We start from the raw sequence: 16812 nt of genomic DNA on the forward strand, positions 1-16812 counted from the left end.
CAATGTTAAGCATCTATGGAAAAAAATTACGTCCGCAACATGAAATGGAAAAGATCATTTCTGCAACCTCAGGCGTTGAAGAAAGAACGTTAAAAAAATGGCAGAAAATTTCCACTTCTGATTCCGGCTATATTCATATTATCGTCAGCGGTGAAGTCGAATTTCGACGTGAATCTGACGAACTGTGCATGTTCACCGTCACCGGGCAATGCATTTTCGGCCTGTCGTCAATGTATTACAGCGCCACCCATATGTACGGCCTTGTTCGGACGAATACGGTTGTTCGCTCGATCAAGAAAGAGGTCTTCGCCCAGCTGATGACCGAAAAAAATCTGTGGCCAGAACTGACCAAAGTCCTTTCCTGGTACATCTGCATGCTGAGCAAACGTGATGATGTTCTGGTTGCCCGCAGTGCGTATTCCGTTGTCCGCGAATTTTTATATGAGATTAACGACCTGATTGTTCAACAACAGCGTGATATTAACGTTTATGATTACATTCAGGAATACACTAACCTGGCACGTAGCACTATTATTAAAATCCTCTCCGATCTGAAAAAGGGTCAATATATTGTGGTGGAAAAAGGTCGACTGCTTAACCTTACCGCACTGCCTGAAAAATATTAATACCTGCTCCCGCCGTCTCCTTTTTCACTGAAAGGAGAACGGCTATTTCCACTGTTTTTTACACTGGCTTGTGAATTATCCTGCGTTTCGTCAACCGGCGGCGCGGGAATTTTTCCTTGAGAATAATCCTGCTCCTGCTCTTTTAGCGCCTGCTTAAATAATTCCGTTAATGATGACTCTTCACTGCCCGTGCTGGCGGGAGCGTTATCGTGCTCATGCGCTTCGGTCCCGGGTAAGGTATCCCGCGAGGCGTCGTGTGGCACTGCGCCGTCGGGCGCTTGCTGCCAGTCGCCATCATCACTGTTGATCGGCAGATCCTGCATCGATGGAACATCAACTGGCACTGGCGCAGCTTTAGGCTGCGGATGCGGGAACGGTTTACTCACGTACACGTAATGCATATCCGAAAGCTGCGTTTCCGGTTTCGCAACGCTGGCGTTGACCGGTTCAGGCGCCGGGTGGTGCAGGTTCCAGTAGACGTGCATATACAGGCCGACAACCAGCATGACGCAAATCCCGACCAGCCATAACGCTGTTTTGCCGAATACGTTTTTCAGGCTGGGGAGACGGTACGAAAACCAGACCGCTTCCCCGGTTGTATAGCTGCGCTGGGCCGCAAGGCAGATGGTCGACATTAGGCTTTCTTCTCCTGCATTTTCGCGTCCGGGGTGGTGCGGGTGGTCTGAATCAGTACGCCCGGCGTGCTGTTGGTCACGCGCATCAGCTGCATCAGCGTATCTTCGCCGGGGATGCCATCCACGTGCAGATGCATTTTTTGCTGGAACTCGCGGGTGCGTTTCATCATCTCTGTGGTCCAGATCCGGGCATGCGTTTCGGGCTGGCTCAGCGCCAGGCTTAATTGCTGATCCAGCCAGGCCATATCTTTGCTGTCGCTGGCCGCGCCGATCGCGTCTTTACCTTCCGGTGTCAGGCGGTGCAGCTGGGTGAAGTTGCCGGTCGCGTGCCGGTTAAACCAGCTGCGGCTCACCTGCCAGGTCCGGTTATTCATTAACAGGTCAATGGACGTGTTCCCGACCCTGGCGACCACCGCATAGTTAAGATGGCCGCTGGTTTTCAGTTCACTGACCCACGGATACCCTTCCTGCGCCAGCGTCTCCGGCGACGCGTTCCCCTGTTTACACATCAGGTTCACTTTGGCGGCGTTCTGGCACAGCGCATCTTCGGCCGAGGCGTCATACCCCCACATGAGATACAGCTGATGCATCGCATCCGGCTGATTAACTATTTCGTTGTCGATAACCGGCACTACGGGCGCTTCGACTTTTAGCGATTGCTGTTTCCAGCTGACGGGCACCGGCAGCTGGATCGGCAGGCGTGCACCGATCGATGAGGTCAAATACCAGCCGCAGGCGGCAAACAGCACGGACGCAAACAGCCCCACGGTCGCCAGGCGCTTACCGTGTTTTTGGGCGGGCAGGATCTCTCCCGCCGCCAGACGTAAATGACGTGGGCTGACCTGGGCCGCGCGTTCCGTCCAGGCGGCGAGCATTGACAGGTGCGCCAGCGCGTTCAGTTTGCTGATGTTGCCTTTGGTTAGCGTGTGCATTTTGCGCACGCGGGCAGGCGGCAACGGCGAGTTTTCGCAGCCGTGTTCTTCGCACTGGGCCTGAACATAGCTCAGGTATTCGCGGCAGGTCAGGGGGCGCAGGGCATGATGCGTGTGCGTATATTCGCGCAGTTCAGGTTGCTTTAGCAGGATCTCCTGATCCGCAGTGCCCGTCAGTACCACGGCGAGCCGGAAGTTCAGCTCCTGGGCGCGCGTGAGCAGCGTTCCCAGGACTTCACGGCAGCTCTCCTTCATGGCTTCGGCATGGGCGATCGTCACTACTCTGGATTTCGCTTTCCCCTCCTGCCACTGGCGCAGGACGGCATCCACCGCCTGCATGCGATCTTTAATCGCTTTCGTTCCCGGGTTGAGTTTGTACAGCAGGCTACTGGCACTCAGTTTGGGAAATGCGTTGATGGCAAGAACGGTATGGTTGCTGGCTTTAAGCGCGTCGATGAACTGACCCAGAAGCGGAGCGTCGTCGCAAAAAAGCCCGATAATTCCCGCCAGCTGGGTTTTCTTTTTCAGCAGGTTGAACACGTCCTGATGATAAGGCACCAGAAAATCACCGGATAAACGAGTGATTGTCCTGAATGGCGGATTGTTAAAATTAAAGTGGCTCTGATACATAACGACTTACCGTCTCTGATTAGGAATAGCAACAGCAGCAGAAAGTAAGGTAATGCCCCTGAGCGGTCAATTTGCAGACAGAGTAAAAATATCCAGCCGGCTGCGCCTAACATCTGGAATTTATACGGTCAATATTTTTCTTTATGAAAGTTGGTGGCGAAGTCAGTGGTCGCGTTTGCAGCAGCTTATTACTATTTCCCTCCATATTGGCGCAGTATGACGCTGCTTATTTTTGCTTTGCTATAGGCCGGATAAAAAATGAGGTTCTCATTTCTGTCACGGTGGATAACGCCTTGTATTACGTTTTTGCTGCTCATTTTTTGCGGCCAGCAAGGCTATCTCACCTTTAAAGATTATAAAAAAGTTACGAATAAGTTTGCTAATTCTGACCTACAGCCGCTGAAAAAACCGCACGAAGACAAACCCTTCACGCTTTTTACGGCTGCCGTCCGTCAGGAGAACTTATCGGCTGCGGCAAAACCCCCGCTGGCGGCGGAGATTGAAGGCATTGTGCGCAGTGATGACGCCTGGCTCTCCTTCGCTGTTATCAAAACTCCAGGCGGCCAGCGAAGCTACCGCGAGGGTGAACCGCTCGCAGGGTTTAACGACGCATTTATTCAGGAAATAAACAAAGATAATGTGGTGGTTAATTATGAAGGTGCTACGCAGGTACTGGCGTTAAATAAACCGGACTATTTTAAGGGGGGCGTGGAGAGCGGCCCGGTTACAAAATCGACGAAAGATGCTGGCGCAGAGAGTGTGCATCTTGATGATTATCTGGTGTTAAAACCCATCATTGAAAAAGGCCGACTGGAAGGCTACAGGATAAACCCAAGGAATGCCTCCGCCTTTTACAGTCAGTCAGGTCTGGAAAAAGGCGATGTGGCGATTCAGGTTAACTCTGTCGATATGACCGATGAAGCAAAAGCGAAAAGCATTATTGCCAACTGGTCGAAAATGAAAGAAGCGGAGGTCATCGTACGACGTCACGCTCACCTTGAAAATATTCGGGTTAATGTTCTAAATAATTAATAAGTGTGCAGACATGAAAAAATTTCCCTGGGCGTGCGTGGCGCTGACCGCATTGTCGTTATATTCCAGTTCGCTGCTTGCAGCTAACTTTAGCGCAAGTTTTAAAAATACTGATATTCGCGAGTTTATCGATACGGTAGGTCGCAATCTCAACAAAACTATTCTGGTCGATCCGTCCGTCCAGGGAACCGTCTCGGTCAGAACCTACAACGTGCTGACGGAGGATGAGTATTACCAGTTCTTCCTGAGCGTGCTGGATCTCTACGGCCTGTCGGTGATTCCGATGGACAACGGCATGGTCAAAGTGGTGCGCTCAAGCGTAGCGCGTACCGCCGGTGCGCCGCTGGCAGACAGCAAGAACCCGGGCAAAGGTGACGAGATTATCACCCGCGTGGTGCGCATGGAAAACGTACCCGTTCGCGAGCTGGCCCCGCTGCTGCGCCAGCTCAACGATGCCACCGGCATCGGGAATGTGGTCCACTTTGAGCCGTCCAACGTCCTGCTGTTAACCGGTAAAGCCTCGGTGGTGAACCGACTGGTGGATCTGGTTCAGCGCGTCGATAAAGACGGTATTCAGCGCCGCGAAATCATCCCGCTGCGCTTTGCCTCTGCCAAAGAGCTTTCGGATATGTTGAATAACCTCAACAACGAAGAGCAGAAAGGGCAGAACGCGCCGCAGCTGGCGACCAAGGTGGTGGCCGATGATGAAACCAATAGCCTGGTGATCAGCGGCTCGGAAGATGCGCGGGCGCGTACCCGTTCCCTTATCCATCAGCTGGATCGCGAGCAGAATAACGAAGGAAACACCCGCGTCTTCTACCTCAAATATGCCAGCGCCACCAAAGTGGTACCGGTGCTGACGGGGATTGGCGAGCAGCTGAAAGACAAGCCGGGCGCGGCCAAAGCGAAAACCGCGAGCGCCTCAACCGACCTGAACATTACCGCCGACGAGTCGACCAACTCCCTGGTGATCACCGCGCAGCCTAACGTGATGAACTCCCTGGAGAAGGTGATCGACAAGCTGGATATTCGCCGTCCGCAGGTGCTGGTGGAAGCGATCATTGCCGAAGTGCAGGACGGCAACGGCGTGGATCTTGGCGTGCAGTGGACGAGCAAGCACGGCGGCGTGCAGTTTGGCGCTACCGGCCTGCCAATCAGCCAGATTAAAAATGGCACCATGAAAGGGGCGAGCTTCACGGGCCTGGCGACCGGCTTCTTTAACGGTGATTTCGGTGCGCTGGTGACCGCGCTCTCCACCGACGGTAAAAACGACATCCTCTCCACGCCAAGCGTGGTCACGCTGGATAATAAAGAAGCGTCGTTCAACGTCGGTCAGGATGTGCCGGTGCTTTCCGGTTCGCAAACCACCAGCGGCGACAACGTCTTTAACTCGGTTGAGCGTAAAACCGTGGGGACCAAGCTGAAGATTGTGCCGCAAATCAACGATGGCGACATGATCCACCTGAAGATTGAGCAGGAAGTATCCAGCGTCGACAACAGCGCAACGGAAGATTCCAGCCTCGGCCCAACCTTCAACACGCGCACGATTAATAACGAAGTGATGGTCCACAGTGGCCAGACGGTGGTGCTCGGCGGCCTGATGGAAAATGTGACCAAACAGTCGGTCTCCAAAGTGCCGCTGCTCGGCGATATCCCGCTGGTCGGGCAGCTGTTCCGCTACACCTCGCAGGATACCTCTAAACGCAACCTGATGGTGTTTATTCATACCACCGTCCTGCGTGACGACGACAACTACAGCGCAGCCTCGAAAGAGAAATACGACCAGATCCGGGTGCGCCAGATGCAGCGCGTGGAAGAGAAAAAGCTCGGTATTGTCGAGCCGAGCGACAACGCCGTACTGCCAGCGTTTCCTGCCGCCAGCACTGCACCCGTGAAAACCCACGCGGCACGCAATCCGTTTAAAGAGTAAGGCGGAGGGGAAACGTGGACGAACTGACTAAAACCCTGTGTAGCAGCAACTACGCAAAAGAAAACGGCGTTCTGCTTTACAACAATGACGTCTATATCCGTGAGGACACCCCGGCGTTAGCGCTGCTGGAGGTGCGTCGGGTGCTGGGACGCGCGTTTGTCCCGGTTACCCTGGCGCCGGAAGCGTTTGACGAGATGCTGGCCAAAATCTGGCAGCAGAGCAGCGGCGTGTCGCAGCAGCTGGTGGACGACATGGACGCGGATATCGATCTGATGGCGTTAACCGAGGAGATCCCGGATAACGAAGATTTGCTCGATAACGATGAAAACTCGCCGGTGATCCGCCTGATCAACGCCATTCTCGGCGAGGCGGTGAAGGAGGGCGCGTCAGATATTCATATCGAAACCTTCGAGCGCACCCTGAGCATACGCTTTCGCGTTGACGGCGTGCTGCGCCCGGTGCTGCAACCGGCGCGTAAGCTCGCCCCGCTGCTGGTGTCGCGTATCAAGGTGATGTCGAAACTCGACATCGCCGAGAAACGCCTCCCGCAGGATGGCCGTATCTCCCTGCGCATCGGTCGCAAGGCCATCGACGTGCGCGTCTCGACCATTCCGTCCCAGTACGGCGAGCGCGTGGTGATGCGCCTGCTCGATAAAAGCAATCTCAAGCCCGACATCAACAAGCTGGGGCTGATTGATGAAGAACTGGAGAAGCTGAAAGGGCTGATCGACCGCCCGCACGGGATCATCCTCGTTACCGGCCCGACGGGTTCCGGTAAAAGTACCACGCTGTACGCCATTCTTTCGGCGCTGAACGGCCACGAACGCAACATTCTGACCGTGGAAGACCCGATTGAGTACGAGCTGGAAGGGGTGGGGCAGACGCAGGTTAACCCTCGCGTGGACATGACCTTTGCCCGCGGGCTGCGCGCCATTCTGCGTCAGGACCCGGACGTGGTGATGATCGGGGAAATTCGCGACGGTGAGACCGCCCAGATTGCGGTGCAGGCGTCGCTGACCGGTCACCTGGTGATGTCGACGCTGCACACCAACAGTGCCGCAGGGGCGATAACCCGTCTGCGGGATATGGGGCTGGAGTCCTTCTTAATCGGTTCATCGCTGCTCGGTGTCATTGCCCAGCGTCTGGTGCGTCGGCTGTGTACGCACTGCCGGACCACCAGTCCGCTGGACGCCAATGAAAAAGCGCTGTTCAGCTTTATGGCCGCGCCGCCAGACGCGATTTACCGCGCGGTGGGGTGCGAACACTGCCGTCAGAGCGGCTATCAGGGCCGCGCCGGTATCCATGAATTCCTGGTGGTGGACAGCGCCATGCGCCGCGCCATCCATGAAGATAAGGACGAAATGTCCCTCGAAACGCAGCTTTTTAAGCATGCCTACAGCCTGCGTGAAAACGGGCTGCTGAAGGTGATCGGCGGCGTGACGTCTCTGGAAGAGGTCATGCGCGTCACCGCCGAACGTGGGGGGGATGCGTAATGGCTTTCTACGCCTGGACGGCAACGGATGCCGCGGGGAAAACACAGCGCGGGACGTTACAGGCCGAGGGGCAGAAGCAGGTTCGCCAGTGGCTTCGCGAGCAAAAGCTGATGCCCGTCAGCATCACCGAAACCCGCGAAACGGCGGCTGGCGGGAAAGCGAAAACCGGGGTGAAGCTCTCCACTCCGGTGCTGTCGATGTTTACCCGTCAGCTTTCGACGCTGGTCAACGCCGCGCTGCCGCTGGAGAGCGCGCTGAAAGCGATCTCGAAGCAGACGGAAGACAAAAAGCTGGCGGCGATGGTGGTGGAGATCCGCGAGAAGGTGGTGGAAGGCCACACCCTGTTCGATGCCTTCAGCCAGTTTCCGCGCACCTTCGACAAGCTTTACTGCACGCTGGTGATGGCCGGGGAGAAAACCGGTCACCTGGGCGACGTGCTGGAGAAGCTGGCGGAGTACAACGAGCAGCGCCAGAAGATGAAAAGCAAGCTGACGCAGGCAATGGTCTACCCGATAACCCTCACCGTGGTCGCCATCGCGGTCATCAGCATCCTGCTGGTGGCGGTGGTGCCGCAGGTGATCGAGCAGTTTACCCACATGAAGCAGCAGCTGCCGATCACCACCCGGACGCTGATTGCGGTCAGTGATTTCCTGCAAGCCTGGGGCATTTATATTGTGGGCATTCTGGGGGGCGGCTTTATCGGCTTCAAAACCTGGCTGAGGAATGCCAAAAACCGTTTTCGCTGGCACAGCTGGCTGGTGAACGGCTCGCCGATTAAAAAGCTGGTCTGCGCCATCAACAGTGCCCGCTATATCCGTACCCTGAGCATTTTGCAGGCCAGTAGCGTGCCGCTGCTGGAGGGAATGTATATCGCGATGGACGGTATTGAAAACCGCTATGCCCGGCAGGTGCTGGAGCAGGCCGCCGACACCGTGCGCCAGGGGGCGTCGCTGTATGCGGCGCTGGAACAGGCGAAATTATTCCCGCCCACCATGCTGTATATGATTGCCTCCGGTGAAGAGAGCGGGGAATTAGGTAATTTAATGGATCGCGCGGCGGAAAATCAGGAATCGGCCTTACAACATCGAATTACATTAACGCTGTCGGTCTTTGAACCGGCGCTGGTGGTATCCATGGCGACGATTGTTTTATTCATCGTTCTGTCAATATTACAACCGCTTCTGCAACTTAATAATATGGTAGGTTAAATCATGGCTTTAAAACGTAAAAACCTGGCTCGCCAGGCGGGCTTTACATTGCTCGAATTAATGGTGGTCATTGTTATTCTCGGCGTACTGGCGAGTATGGTGGTGCCAAATTTAATGGGCAATAAGGAAAAAGCCGATACGCAAAAAGCAACCAGCGATATTGTCGCGCTCGAAGGCTCGCTGGATATGTACAAGCTGGATAACCACCGCTACCCGACCACAGAGCAGGGTTTGCAGGCGCTGGTGACCAAACCTGAAATCGCGCCAATCCCGAACGGCTACCGCACGGACGGCTATATCCGTCGCCTGCCGCAGGACCCCTGGGGCAATGATTATCTTCTGGTGAGCCCGGGTGAACACGGCGCGGTGGACGTCTTCTCAGCCGGTCCGGACGGCGAAGCCAATACCGCCGATGACATTACCAACTGGTCTCTCGATAAGAAAGAGAAATAATGAAAAATCAACGCGGCTTTACGTTGCTGGAAATTATTCTGGCGCTGGTGATATTTGCCAGCTGCGCCATGATGGTGGTATCCACCATTCCTTCGCGCAGCGGCGCGGATATATTTGGCCAGCAATTAAAAGCGCTCGTTGATTATGGTTCAGACCGTGCGGTGATGGACGGAAATATTGTTGGGCTGGTGATCGCCACCGATAAATATCAGCTGGTGACGATCGCCGATAAAAATGGCGAGCGTCACTGGGTGCCATTATCTGCCGGACGCATTAACACCAAAGGTGATTTTCCGGAAGAGATGCACGTGTCGCTTTCGCCGCAGCGCCTGGCCGCGACGGTGGCGTCCGAGCCGCAGGTGATCTTTTTACCGGACGGTGAAATCAGCCGCTTTACGCTGACGCTGCAAAGTTACGACAAACAGCACCATTTCCGCGTGGTGTCGCAGGGCGCGGCGCCGGTATCGGTAGAAAATGATGGCTAACGGCAACAAAAAGCAAAAGGGGATGACGCTGCTGGAGGTGATGGTCGCTCTGGTGATTTTCTCCACCGCCGCGCTGGCGCTGATGAACTCGGTCTCCCTGAACGTACGTTTTACCCATGGACTGGCCGATACCTTGCAGGCCAGTTGGGTGGCGGAAAACCAGCTGGCGGAGGCACAGCTCACCAGAACTGACTTCCCGGATGCTGAACAGCAGGGGACGGAAATCATGGGCGGGCGCAGCTGGAACTGGCGTAAGCAGCGGGTGAAAACCGCCGACAACGTCTGGGCGAATACCCTACGCGTGTATGCGGAAAGCGATGAGAGCCAGCCGGTTATCTCCCTGCGCATCATTCCGCCGGGAGAGAGCAAGTGAAGAAAACGCGACGCCAGCGCGGATTTACCCTGCTGGAGATCATGATTGCGCTGACTATCTTCGCGGTGATCAGCACCCTGGCCTGGCAAATTCTGGACGGCGCGATGCGTACCAGCTCGGCCACCGATGCCAGCGCCGCAAAGCTCGACCAGCTTCAGCGCGCCTGGAGTCTGATGGAGCGTGATTTTTTCCAGCTTCAGGCGCGCGCCCCGCGTAATGAGCCGGAGCTGTTTCGTCAGGAGGGCGATGCTCTTGAACTGACCACCCTGAATGGCGTGAGCGGAACGGTCCAGCTGGAGCGCGTGCGCTGGCGGCTGGAAGAGGGGCGTTTGTATCGCGACGTCTGGCCGGTCATTGACGGCCCGGCGGACGTTAAGCCTGACGAAGTGCCGATTGTCAGCGGCGTAAAATCATTGCAGTGGCGGTTTTATCGTCAGGGCTGGCTGACAGCCTGGCACGACGCTGCCCATCTGCCGGACGGCGTGGAGGTTACGTTGACGATGGAAAACGGGGATACCTGGCGCTGGGTGTTCACTACACCGGGTGATATGCCGGAGGTGGCCGCTGCCGCAGCGCCAGCGCCTTCGCCGGAGACCAGACCATGAAACGGATCCGTCAACAACAGGGCGTCGCCCTGCTGGTGGTGCTGATTTTGCTGGTGATGATGTCGGCGCTGGCCGCCAAAATCAGCCAGCAGTTCTGCCGTAATTTGCAGAAAACGCATTATCAGGTAAGCCAGCAGCAGCTGCGCTGGGCGATGCAAACCCAGGAAAAAGTGGTGAAGGACCGGTTACAGACCGACGCCAGCGGCGAGAGCAAGCCGCTGGCCCTGGACGGCGACTGGCATCAGCCGCTGGAGACGCAGGGTGAGGACTATACGGTCGTGAGCCAGGTGGAAGATGCGCAGGACTGCTTTAACGTCAATAACCTGTTGACCGCCGACATCGCACCCCAGGGGCAAAGCGCTCCCGGGGTGGCGGAAAAATCGCGTAAAGAGCGGATTGTTGAACAACTCCTGACGGAAAGCGGCCTCAGCCCGGGCACGGCGGAGGCGGTCTATTTCCAGCTGGTGGATTATCTCGATGGTGACAGCACCACGGCGAAGGAGGGGGCCGAAAGCGATGCGTGGGCTGGCGTCGTGCCCGCGCGGCAACCGGCAAATCAGATGATGCGCAGCATCGCAGAAATCAAACTGCTGCCGGCGTTCCCTGTTACGGCGTATCCGAAGGTGAGCAAGCTGCTATGCGCGCTGCCGGACACTGTCAGCAAGGTCGATGTCAACACTCTGCAACCGGAACAGGCCGCCGTGCTGGCGGCCATGTTCCCCGGAAAACTGACGCGGGATGACGCCGTTCGCCTGCTGGATGCGCGTCCGGAATCGGGCTGGGAAAATATGGAAGCGTTCAGCAAAGCGCTGGAGCAGGCCTTCCCGCAGTTAAAAGACGATCTCCCGCAGGTGGCGGATCAATTTTCTATAAACAGCCAGTACTTCCGCGTGAATTACACCGGCAATACCGATGAATTAACGCTTCGCGTGGTCAGCCAGCTTCAGGTGAATAACGAAGCCGGTGAGATCGTGACGTGGCAGCGTCGTTACCGAATGATTGAATAAGAAAAGTAGAACGTTATGAAACAGGTACTTTTTGTTCGTCCCGACAGCCGCGAGGGCGGGAAAATAATGTGGTGTGAGTCCGGCAGCGAGCGCGTCGAGATGGTCGACAGCCTGGAGATGCTGGCCGAACACCCCCTGGCTACGCGCGTTTGTCTCCTGTTGCCCGCCAGCGACATGATTTTCCGCCATTTTACGCTGCCGAAAAAGGTGGCTTCTCAGGCGATGGCCTTCTCGTGGATGGCGGAAGAGACGCTGATTGGCGACGTGGACAACCTCCACTGGACGGTACTCCACAAAAAAGGCGCCGACGTCGACGCCGTGGCCATTGACGCCGACCGCCTGCGCGCGGCATTAACCCGCTGTCAGGAGGCCGGATTAAACGTGATTCAGGCCCTGCCTGATGCCTGGCTGCTGCCCGTGACGACAGGGGGTAGCACGCTGGTCGCACAGGATGATAGCTACTGGCTGCGTTTATCGCCCCATGTGGCGGGTGAAATGGAGGCAACCCTGCTGCCGCTGTTAATGCAGAAAGCCGGGGTCGGGGAAGTGTGGTGTTACGGCGATGCGCCTGCGAAGGTGCACGTTGACGTGCAGCATGCCTGGCAGCATCCGCTGGCACTGATTCAGCCGCAGTGGCAAACCTGCCGCGTTAACCTGCTTCACGGTGAATTCAGCCTTAAGGCCGGTAATGGGCGGGCGGCGAAAAGTATGAAAGCCGCGATGGTGGCGGCGGGCGTGCTGTCTGTTGCTCTGCTGCTGGGGCCACGCATTGCAATGGCCTGGATGCTTGTGCAGCAGGAAAATCGGGTGCAGGAGGAGATCGTCCAGGTTTATCAGCACCATTTCCCCAGCATGCGCCAGCAGACCAATATCAAATATCACTTTGGTCAAAGCCTGAAAAAACAGAGCAAGGGATTCTTTCTTCAGCTTGATGAGCTGGAGAAAGCCCGGCAGTCAGTCCCTGCGATGGAGATCGATCTGCTGGAGTACGATGCGCAGCAAAACACCCTGACGCTGAGCGTCAGCGCGCAAAACCAGCCCGCGTTGCAGGCGTTTGTTAACCAGACCAGTGAGAATTTTGATTTTACCTTACAGCCTGTTTCAACAACCGAACCGTATACCGCCATGATCGCAGGGAAACATAAATGAAAGAGCGAATCGCGCAGCTGAAGTCACGCTATCAGAATTACAGCACCCGGGAAAAAATTATTTTAAAAATATGTGCCGTTGCTATTGTGGGGGCAGCGGTGTATTACACAGGAGTGATCCCCCTGGATAATATGATTCAAAATAGTAAATCGACGCTTAAAAGACAAAAAGAGACCCTTAACTGGATGCGCAGTGAAATTGATAAAAATCATCTTCAGGTCCAGATAGTCAAAACGAATAATCCGCGTACGGTGGTCGAGAATAGCGCCCATGAGATTAACCTTTCACTGACGGATATGCGCCAGGAGGGGCAAACTTTATCGTTCGTGTTGAATCGGGTGAATGTGTATGAATTAAGAAGCTGGCTGCGTGAAATTAATCAGACCTCCGGCGTGAGACTGCAAAAAATAAACCTCACGCCGGTGGACCACCTCAGCGACGTGAAAGCGCAGGTGCAGCTCACCTGGTCAAAAAACGCATGAATACCTTTTCGCTGATGCGGGACGCCTTTCCGGTAGGGTTCCCGATAATGAGTGCGATCCTGGGCGGCATTGTGGGCAGTTTTCTTGGCGTTGTCGCCGAGCGCGTACCGGGGATGGTGATGGATGAGGAGGGGAGTGGCAATCTGCTCTTTCCGGCCTCGCACTGTCCGGTGTGCCAGCACGCACTTGCCGCGTGGGAAAACATCCCGCTGCTCAGCTGGCTGTTATTACGGGGACGCTGCCACCAGTGCGGCAGCGCGATCCCGCTGCGACTCTTTCTGGTCGAACTGATCTCCGCCTTGCTTTTTGGCATCACGGCCTGGTGCATGCCGGACGTTCAGGCGCTGTTCTCTTTGTGGTTACTGGCGGCTTTTTTACTGCCGCTGGCCATGATCGACTGGCAGCATCAGCTGCTTCCGGACTGCCTGACCCAGCCGCTGCTGTGGGCGGGGTTAGTGCTCCATGCGTTTGACCACACGTTGCCGCTACGCGATGCGCTGTTCGGCGCGGTGGCGGGCTATCTGTCGCTCTGGCTGCTCTACTGGGCTTTTCGTCTGATCACGGGACGAGAAGGTCTGGGTTACGGGGATTTTAAGCTACTGGCGGCGCTGGGCGCATGGTGCGGCTGGCAGGCGTTGCCCTCCATTGAACTGGCGGCAGCGTTAAGCGGTATTGTCGGTTATTTCGCCGTAAATAATTTAAATAAAAATAACCTCACAATTTCTTTTGGTCCTTATCTCGCCTTTGCTGGAATAGGGGTGTTTATGAGTCAGCAATTTGCTTTCACATTTTAAATATACAGGTCAAGATTTTTTATGAGTTTTTTCGATGGTAGAAGAGAAGGACGTCTCTTTATGCTCAGCGTATCGTAAAGGATATAAGCTACACGGAATTTCAGCTTGTATCTTTTAATGGAGGAATACAACGCAGCAACAATTTTTTTGTTCACGGCACTCACGTTGGTTAAATACGCATTACGCGAAACGCATCCATGATCTCACGGAAGACATGGGTTATTACGTTACGAATAAATTTATCAGGAAATAAAAATGAAATTTATGAAGCCAAAATATCTGGCGCTCTTTATTGCGGCGGCAACCAGCTCCGCATTTGCAGCAGCGCCAGGGGCACCGACGATCGGCTATGGCAATGACAAATTTGCCCTGGTGGAAGTGGATCAGGCAGCCCAGGATTATAACAATCTTGTCAAAGTGCATAACGATGGCGTGGATGTAAAAGTTGAGTGGAACGTCTGGAGTGGTGATGCGCCAACTTCAGCGAAAGTTCTGCTGGACGGACAAACCGTATGGACCGGCGCAGCCGGCGCGACGGGCTCTGCAACGTTTAAAGTGAAAAAAGGCGGGCGTTATCAGGAGCAGGTTGAAGTCTGTAACGCCAGCGGCTGTGCGAAAAGCGCCAGCAAGCTGATTATTGTGGCAGACACCGACGGTAGCCACCTGCTGCCGCTGAATACGTCTCTCAAAGAGAATAACAAAGCGTTTGCGAAGCATACCGATAAAGTGGTTGCGGCCTACTTCCCGGAGTGGGGCGTTTATGACCGTAACTTCCCGGTTGATAAGATCCCTGCGGCAAACCTCAACCACATTCTTTACGGCTTCATTCCAATCTGTGGCGGTGACGGCATCAACGACGGCCTGAAAACCATTGAAGGCGGCAACAGCTTCCGCGTGCTCCAGAACGACTGTAAGGGCCGACCTGACTATACCGTGGCGATCCACGACCCATGGGCTGCGCTGCAAAAACCACAGGCTGGCGTCTCCGGCTGGGACGACCCGTATAAAGGTAACTTTGGCCAGCTGATGGCGCTGAAAAAAGCGCATCCGGACCTGAAAGTGCTGCCATCTATCGGCGGCTGGACGCTCTCCGATCCCTTCTTCCACATGGGTGACCCGGCTATCCGCGCACGCTTTGTCTCTTCTGTGAAAGAGTTCCTCCAGACCTGGAAATTCTTTGACGGCGTGGATATCGACTGGGAATTCCCTGGCGGCGGCGGTGTGAGCGAAAACCTGGGCAATCCGCAGCAGGATAAAGCGACCTATACCGCGCTGATGCATGACCTGCGCACCATGCTGAACGAGCTCTCTGCACAGACGGGCCGTACCTATGAACTGACCAGCGCCATCGGTGCAGGCCGCGATAAGATCGAAGACGTGGATTACACTGCCGCTCAGCAGTACCTCGACCACATCTTCCTGATGAGCTATGACTTCTACGGCGGCTGGAGCAACACCGTTCTCGGCCACCAGGCGGCGCTGCGCGCGCCAGCATGGCGTCCGGACACTGACTACACCACTGAAAATGGCGTTAACGCGCTGCTTTCCCAGGGCGTACAACCAGGCAAGATCGTGGTGGGTGCGGGAATGTATGGCCGCGGCTGGACCGGCGTGCATGGCTACACCGGTAACAATCCATTCACCGGCACCGCTACAGGTATGGTGAAAGGGACCTGGGAACCCGGCGTGGTTGACTATCGTCAGATCGTTAACGAATACAAAGGCAAACCAGGCTGGGAATACGGCTACGACGCTGATGCGGAAGCCCCTTACGTCTTCAACAAAACTACCGGCGACCTGATCACGTATGAAGATGCGCGTTCAACCACGGCGAAAGGTAAGTATGTTCTGGCGAATAAACTGGGTGGCCTGTTCGCATGGTCTATCGACTCTGACACCGGTGACATCCTGAACGCGATGAACGAAAGCCTGCTGGGCGGCGACGCTACGCCGGTTGATCCGGTGGTCACCAACCATGCGCCAATCGCGTCCTCTGCCGACCAGAACGTGTCTGGCCCGGTAACCGTCACGCTCGATGGCTCTGCTTCAAGCGATCCTGATGGCGATGCGATTACCTACAAATGGACTCAGGTCTCTGGTCCGTCGGTCACCATCACCAACAGCACCAAAGCGAAAGCGACCTTTAACGTTGCCGCCGCGACGTCCGACCAGACCATGGTGTTCCGCCTGACGGTGACCGATGCAAAAGGCCTGAGCAACGCGATTGATATCCAGGTGGTGAACAAGGCGCCGAAAGCTAACCAGGCACCGGTTTTAAACCCAATGGAAGCGATCACGCTTGAATCAGGTGAAACCTATGCGCTGCATGCCCAGGCCGCGGATCCAGACGGAGATGCGTTGACCTACGCCTGGAGTGTACCAGCAGATATGCACGCTACCGGGTCTGACTCCGCGAACGTGAACATCACTGCGCCGGAAGTGAGCTCGACGTCTACCTACACCCTGAGCGTGGTGGTGAGCGACGGTAAGACCAGCGTGCAGTCTAACGTCCAGGTCACCGTGAATCCGAAAGCGGCGCCTGCACCTGTGCCAGATGACGAAGACACTAACCCGGCGGATGACGTTACCCCTCCGGCTGATGATGTGACTCCACCGTCTGACAAAGGGAGCTGCGATGCACCTGTGGATGCTAACGCCAGCAAATATGCGGCGTGGGAATCCAGCAAAATCTACAACGGTGGCGATACCGTAAGCTTCGACCATCTGGTGTGGAAAGCGAAGTACTGGACTCAGGGCAATCAGCCTGGCTTCGGTGTGGATGCATGGGAGCTGGTAAGCAACGTGAAGATGAACTGGCGTTCTGACCTGGTCTACAACGGCGGCGACACCACCACCTATGAAGGAAACGTTTACCGTGCGAAATGGTGGACCCGTGGTGATAATCCAGCCAACAGCGACGTATGGGTAAAAGAAGGCGCATCAACAGACTGCAAATAATCTAACCCATTAATGACTCC

Annotated in this window: 16 protein-coding genes; 14 read left to right on the forward strand and 2 right to left on the reverse strand. The window is 55.6% G+C overall.

The window, feature by feature from the left end; all coding sequences use genetic code 11:
- Positions 1-2: 2 nt before the first annotated feature.
- The gene (locus ACWKXX_RS02985) at positions 3-626 is read left to right on the forward strand and encodes a helix-turn-helix domain-containing protein (RefSeq protein WP_023303371.1); all 624 of its coding nucleotides are present in this window, start codon (positions 3-5) and stop codon (positions 624-626) included.
- Here ACWKXX_RS02985 and ACWKXX_RS02990 read toward each other — a convergent pair.
- Complete coding sequence (locus ACWKXX_RS02990; protein ID WP_015571004.1) at positions 623-1261, reverse strand: hypothetical protein; 639 nt, start codon at positions 1259-1261, stop codon at positions 623-625. The genes ACWKXX_RS02985 and ACWKXX_RS02990 overlap by 4 nt on opposite strands.
- Positions 1261-2823, reverse strand: a complete 1563-nt coding sequence (locus ACWKXX_RS02995; protein WP_261666344.1) for an ExeA family protein — start codon at positions 2821-2823, stop codon at positions 1261-1263. Before ACWKXX_RS02995 ends, ACWKXX_RS02990 begins: the two co-directional genes overlap by 1 nt.
- A 258-nt stretch (positions 2824-3081) precedes the next feature.
- On the opposite strand from ACWKXX_RS02995, the gene gspC reads away from it, so the two are divergent.
- The 13 genes from gspC to ACWKXX_RS03060 all read left to right on the forward strand — a co-directional run bounded on the left by gspC (position 3082) and on the right by ACWKXX_RS03060 (position 16792).
- The gene (gspC, locus tag ACWKXX_RS03000; protein WP_045324685.1) at positions 3082-3855 is read left to right on the forward strand and encodes a type II secretion system protein GspC; all 774 of its coding nucleotides are present in this window, start codon (positions 3082-3084) and stop codon (positions 3853-3855) included.
- Positions 3856-3868: 13 nt separating this feature from the next.
- Positions 3869-5785 (forward strand): type II secretion system secretin GspD, encoded by a 1917-nt coding sequence (gene gspD, locus ACWKXX_RS03005; RefSeq protein WP_261666343.1) that lies wholly within the window; start codon positions 3869-3871, stop codon positions 5783-5785.
- 14 nt (positions 5786-5799) lie between these two features.
- Positions 5800-7278 carry a type II secretion system ATPase GspE gene (gspE, locus tag ACWKXX_RS03010; RefSeq protein ID WP_023303376.1) on the forward strand — a complete coding sequence of 493 codons (1479 nt, stop codon included), beginning with the start codon at positions 5800-5802 and terminating at the stop codon, positions 7276-7278.
- Entirely contained in the window at positions 7278-8486 is a 1209-nt protein-coding gene (gene gspF, locus ACWKXX_RS03015) for a type II secretion system inner membrane protein GspF (protein ID WP_017384864.1), read from the forward strand. The genes gspE and gspF overlap by 1 nt, the downstream gene beginning before the upstream one ends.
- A gap of 3 nt (positions 8487-8489) precedes the next feature.
- Positions 8490-8939 carry a type II secretion system major pseudopilin GspG gene (gene gspG, locus ACWKXX_RS03020; protein ID WP_003858352.1) on the forward strand — a complete coding sequence of 150 codons (450 nt, stop codon included), beginning with the start codon at positions 8490-8492 and terminating at the stop codon, positions 8937-8939.
- The gene (gene gspH / locus ACWKXX_RS03025) at positions 8939-9424 is read left to right on the forward strand and encodes a type II secretion system minor pseudopilin GspH (RefSeq protein ID WP_045334210.1); all 486 of its coding nucleotides are present in this window, start codon (positions 8939-8941) and stop codon (positions 9422-9424) included. The genes gspG and gspH overlap by 1 nt, the downstream gene beginning before the upstream one ends.
- The gene (gene gspI, locus ACWKXX_RS03030; protein ID WP_015571001.1) at positions 9417-9797 is read left to right on the forward strand and encodes a type II secretion system minor pseudopilin GspI; all 381 of its coding nucleotides are present in this window, start codon (positions 9417-9419) and stop codon (positions 9795-9797) included. Before gspH ends, gspI begins: the two co-directional genes overlap by 8 nt.
- On the forward strand, positions 9794-10402 hold the full coding sequence (gene gspJ / locus ACWKXX_RS03035; protein ID WP_261666342.1) for a type II secretion system minor pseudopilin GspJ: 609 nt from the start codon (positions 9794-9796) through the stop codon (positions 10400-10402). The genes gspI and gspJ overlap by 4 nt, the downstream gene beginning before the upstream one ends.
- Complete coding sequence (gspK, locus tag ACWKXX_RS03040; RefSeq protein ID WP_261666341.1) at positions 10399-11409, forward strand: type II secretion system minor pseudopilin GspK; 1011 nt, start codon at positions 10399-10401, stop codon at positions 11407-11409. The genes gspJ and gspK overlap by 4 nt, the downstream gene beginning before the upstream one ends.
- Positions 11410-11424: 15 nt before the next feature.
- Positions 11425-12558, forward strand: a complete 1134-nt coding sequence (gspL, locus tag ACWKXX_RS03045; protein ID WP_060460204.1) for a type II secretion system protein GspL — start codon at positions 11425-11427, stop codon at positions 12556-12558.
- Positions 12555-13040 carry a type II secretion system protein GspM gene (gene gspM / locus ACWKXX_RS03050; RefSeq protein WP_017693716.1) on the forward strand — a complete coding sequence of 162 codons (486 nt, stop codon included), beginning with the start codon at positions 12555-12557 and terminating at the stop codon, positions 13038-13040. Before gspL ends, gspM begins: the two co-directional genes overlap by 4 nt.
- The gene (locus tag ACWKXX_RS03055; RefSeq protein ID WP_032653111.1) at positions 13037-13834 is read left to right on the forward strand and encodes a prepilin peptidase; all 798 of its coding nucleotides are present in this window, start codon (positions 13037-13039) and stop codon (positions 13832-13834) included. Before gspM ends, ACWKXX_RS03055 begins: the two co-directional genes overlap by 4 nt.
- A 255-nt stretch (positions 13835-14089) precedes the next feature.
- Positions 14090-16792: a glycosyl hydrolase family 18 protein gene (locus ACWKXX_RS03060; RefSeq protein ID WP_032647856.1), complete on the forward strand. Its 2703-nt coding sequence runs from the start codon at positions 14090-14092 to the stop codon at positions 16790-16792.
- Positions 16793-16812 lie beyond the last annotated feature (20 nt).

The sequence above is a fragment of the Enterobacter sp. UPMP2061 genome (assembly GCF_053709615.1).

What these genes read in the sequence shown, in the direction of transcription:
- gspM (WP_017693716.1), top strand. Translation starts at nt 12,555, where the DNA reads ATGAAAGAGCGAATCGCGCAGCTGAAGTCACGCTATCAGAATTACAGC.
- ACWKXX_RS03060 (WP_032647856.1), top strand. Translation starts at nt 14,090, where the DNA reads ATGAAATTTATGAAGCCAAAATATCTGGCGCTCTTTATTGCGGCGGCA.
- ACWKXX_RS03055 (WP_032653111.1), top strand. Translation starts at nt 13,037, where the DNA reads ATGAATACCTTTTCGCTGATGCGGGACGCCTTTCCGGTAGGGTTCCCG.
- gspK (WP_261666341.1), top strand. Translation starts at nt 10,399, where the DNA reads ATGAAACGGATCCGTCAACAACAGGGCGTCGCCCTGCTGGTGGTGCTG.
- gspH (WP_045334210.1), top strand. Translation starts at nt 8,939, where the DNA reads ATGAAAAATCAACGCGGCTTTACGTTGCTGGAAATTATTCTGGCGCTG.
- ACWKXX_RS02985 (WP_023303371.1), top strand. Translation starts at nt 3, where the DNA reads ATGTTAAGCATCTATGGAAAAAAATTACGTCCGCAACATGAAATGGAA.
- gspC (WP_045324685.1), top strand. Translation starts at nt 3,082, where the DNA reads ATGAGGTTCTCATTTCTGTCACGGTGGATAACGCCTTGTATTACGTTT.
- gspD (WP_261666343.1), top strand. Translation starts at nt 3,869, where the DNA reads ATGAAAAAATTTCCCTGGGCGTGCGTGGCGCTGACCGCATTGTCGTTA.
- gspF (WP_017384864.1), top strand. Translation starts at nt 7,278, where the DNA reads ATGGCTTTCTACGCCTGGACGGCAACGGATGCCGCGGGGAAAACACAG.
- ACWKXX_RS02995 (WP_261666344.1), bottom strand. Translation starts at nt 2,823, where the DNA reads ATGTATCAGAGCCACTTTAATTTTAACAATCCGCCATTCAGGACAATC.
- gspL (WP_060460204.1), top strand. Translation starts at nt 11,425, where the DNA reads ATGAAACAGGTACTTTTTGTTCGTCCCGACAGCCGCGAGGGCGGGAAA.
- gspG (WP_003858352.1), top strand. Translation starts at nt 8,490, where the DNA reads ATGGCTTTAAAACGTAAAAACCTGGCTCGCCAGGCGGGCTTTACATTG.
- gspI (WP_015571001.1), top strand. Translation starts at nt 9,417, where the DNA reads ATGGCTAACGGCAACAAAAAGCAAAAGGGGATGACGCTGCTGGAGGTG.
- ACWKXX_RS02990 (WP_015571004.1), bottom strand. Translation starts at nt 1,261, where the DNA reads ATGTCGACCATCTGCCTTGCGGCCCAGCGCAGCTATACAACCGGGGAA.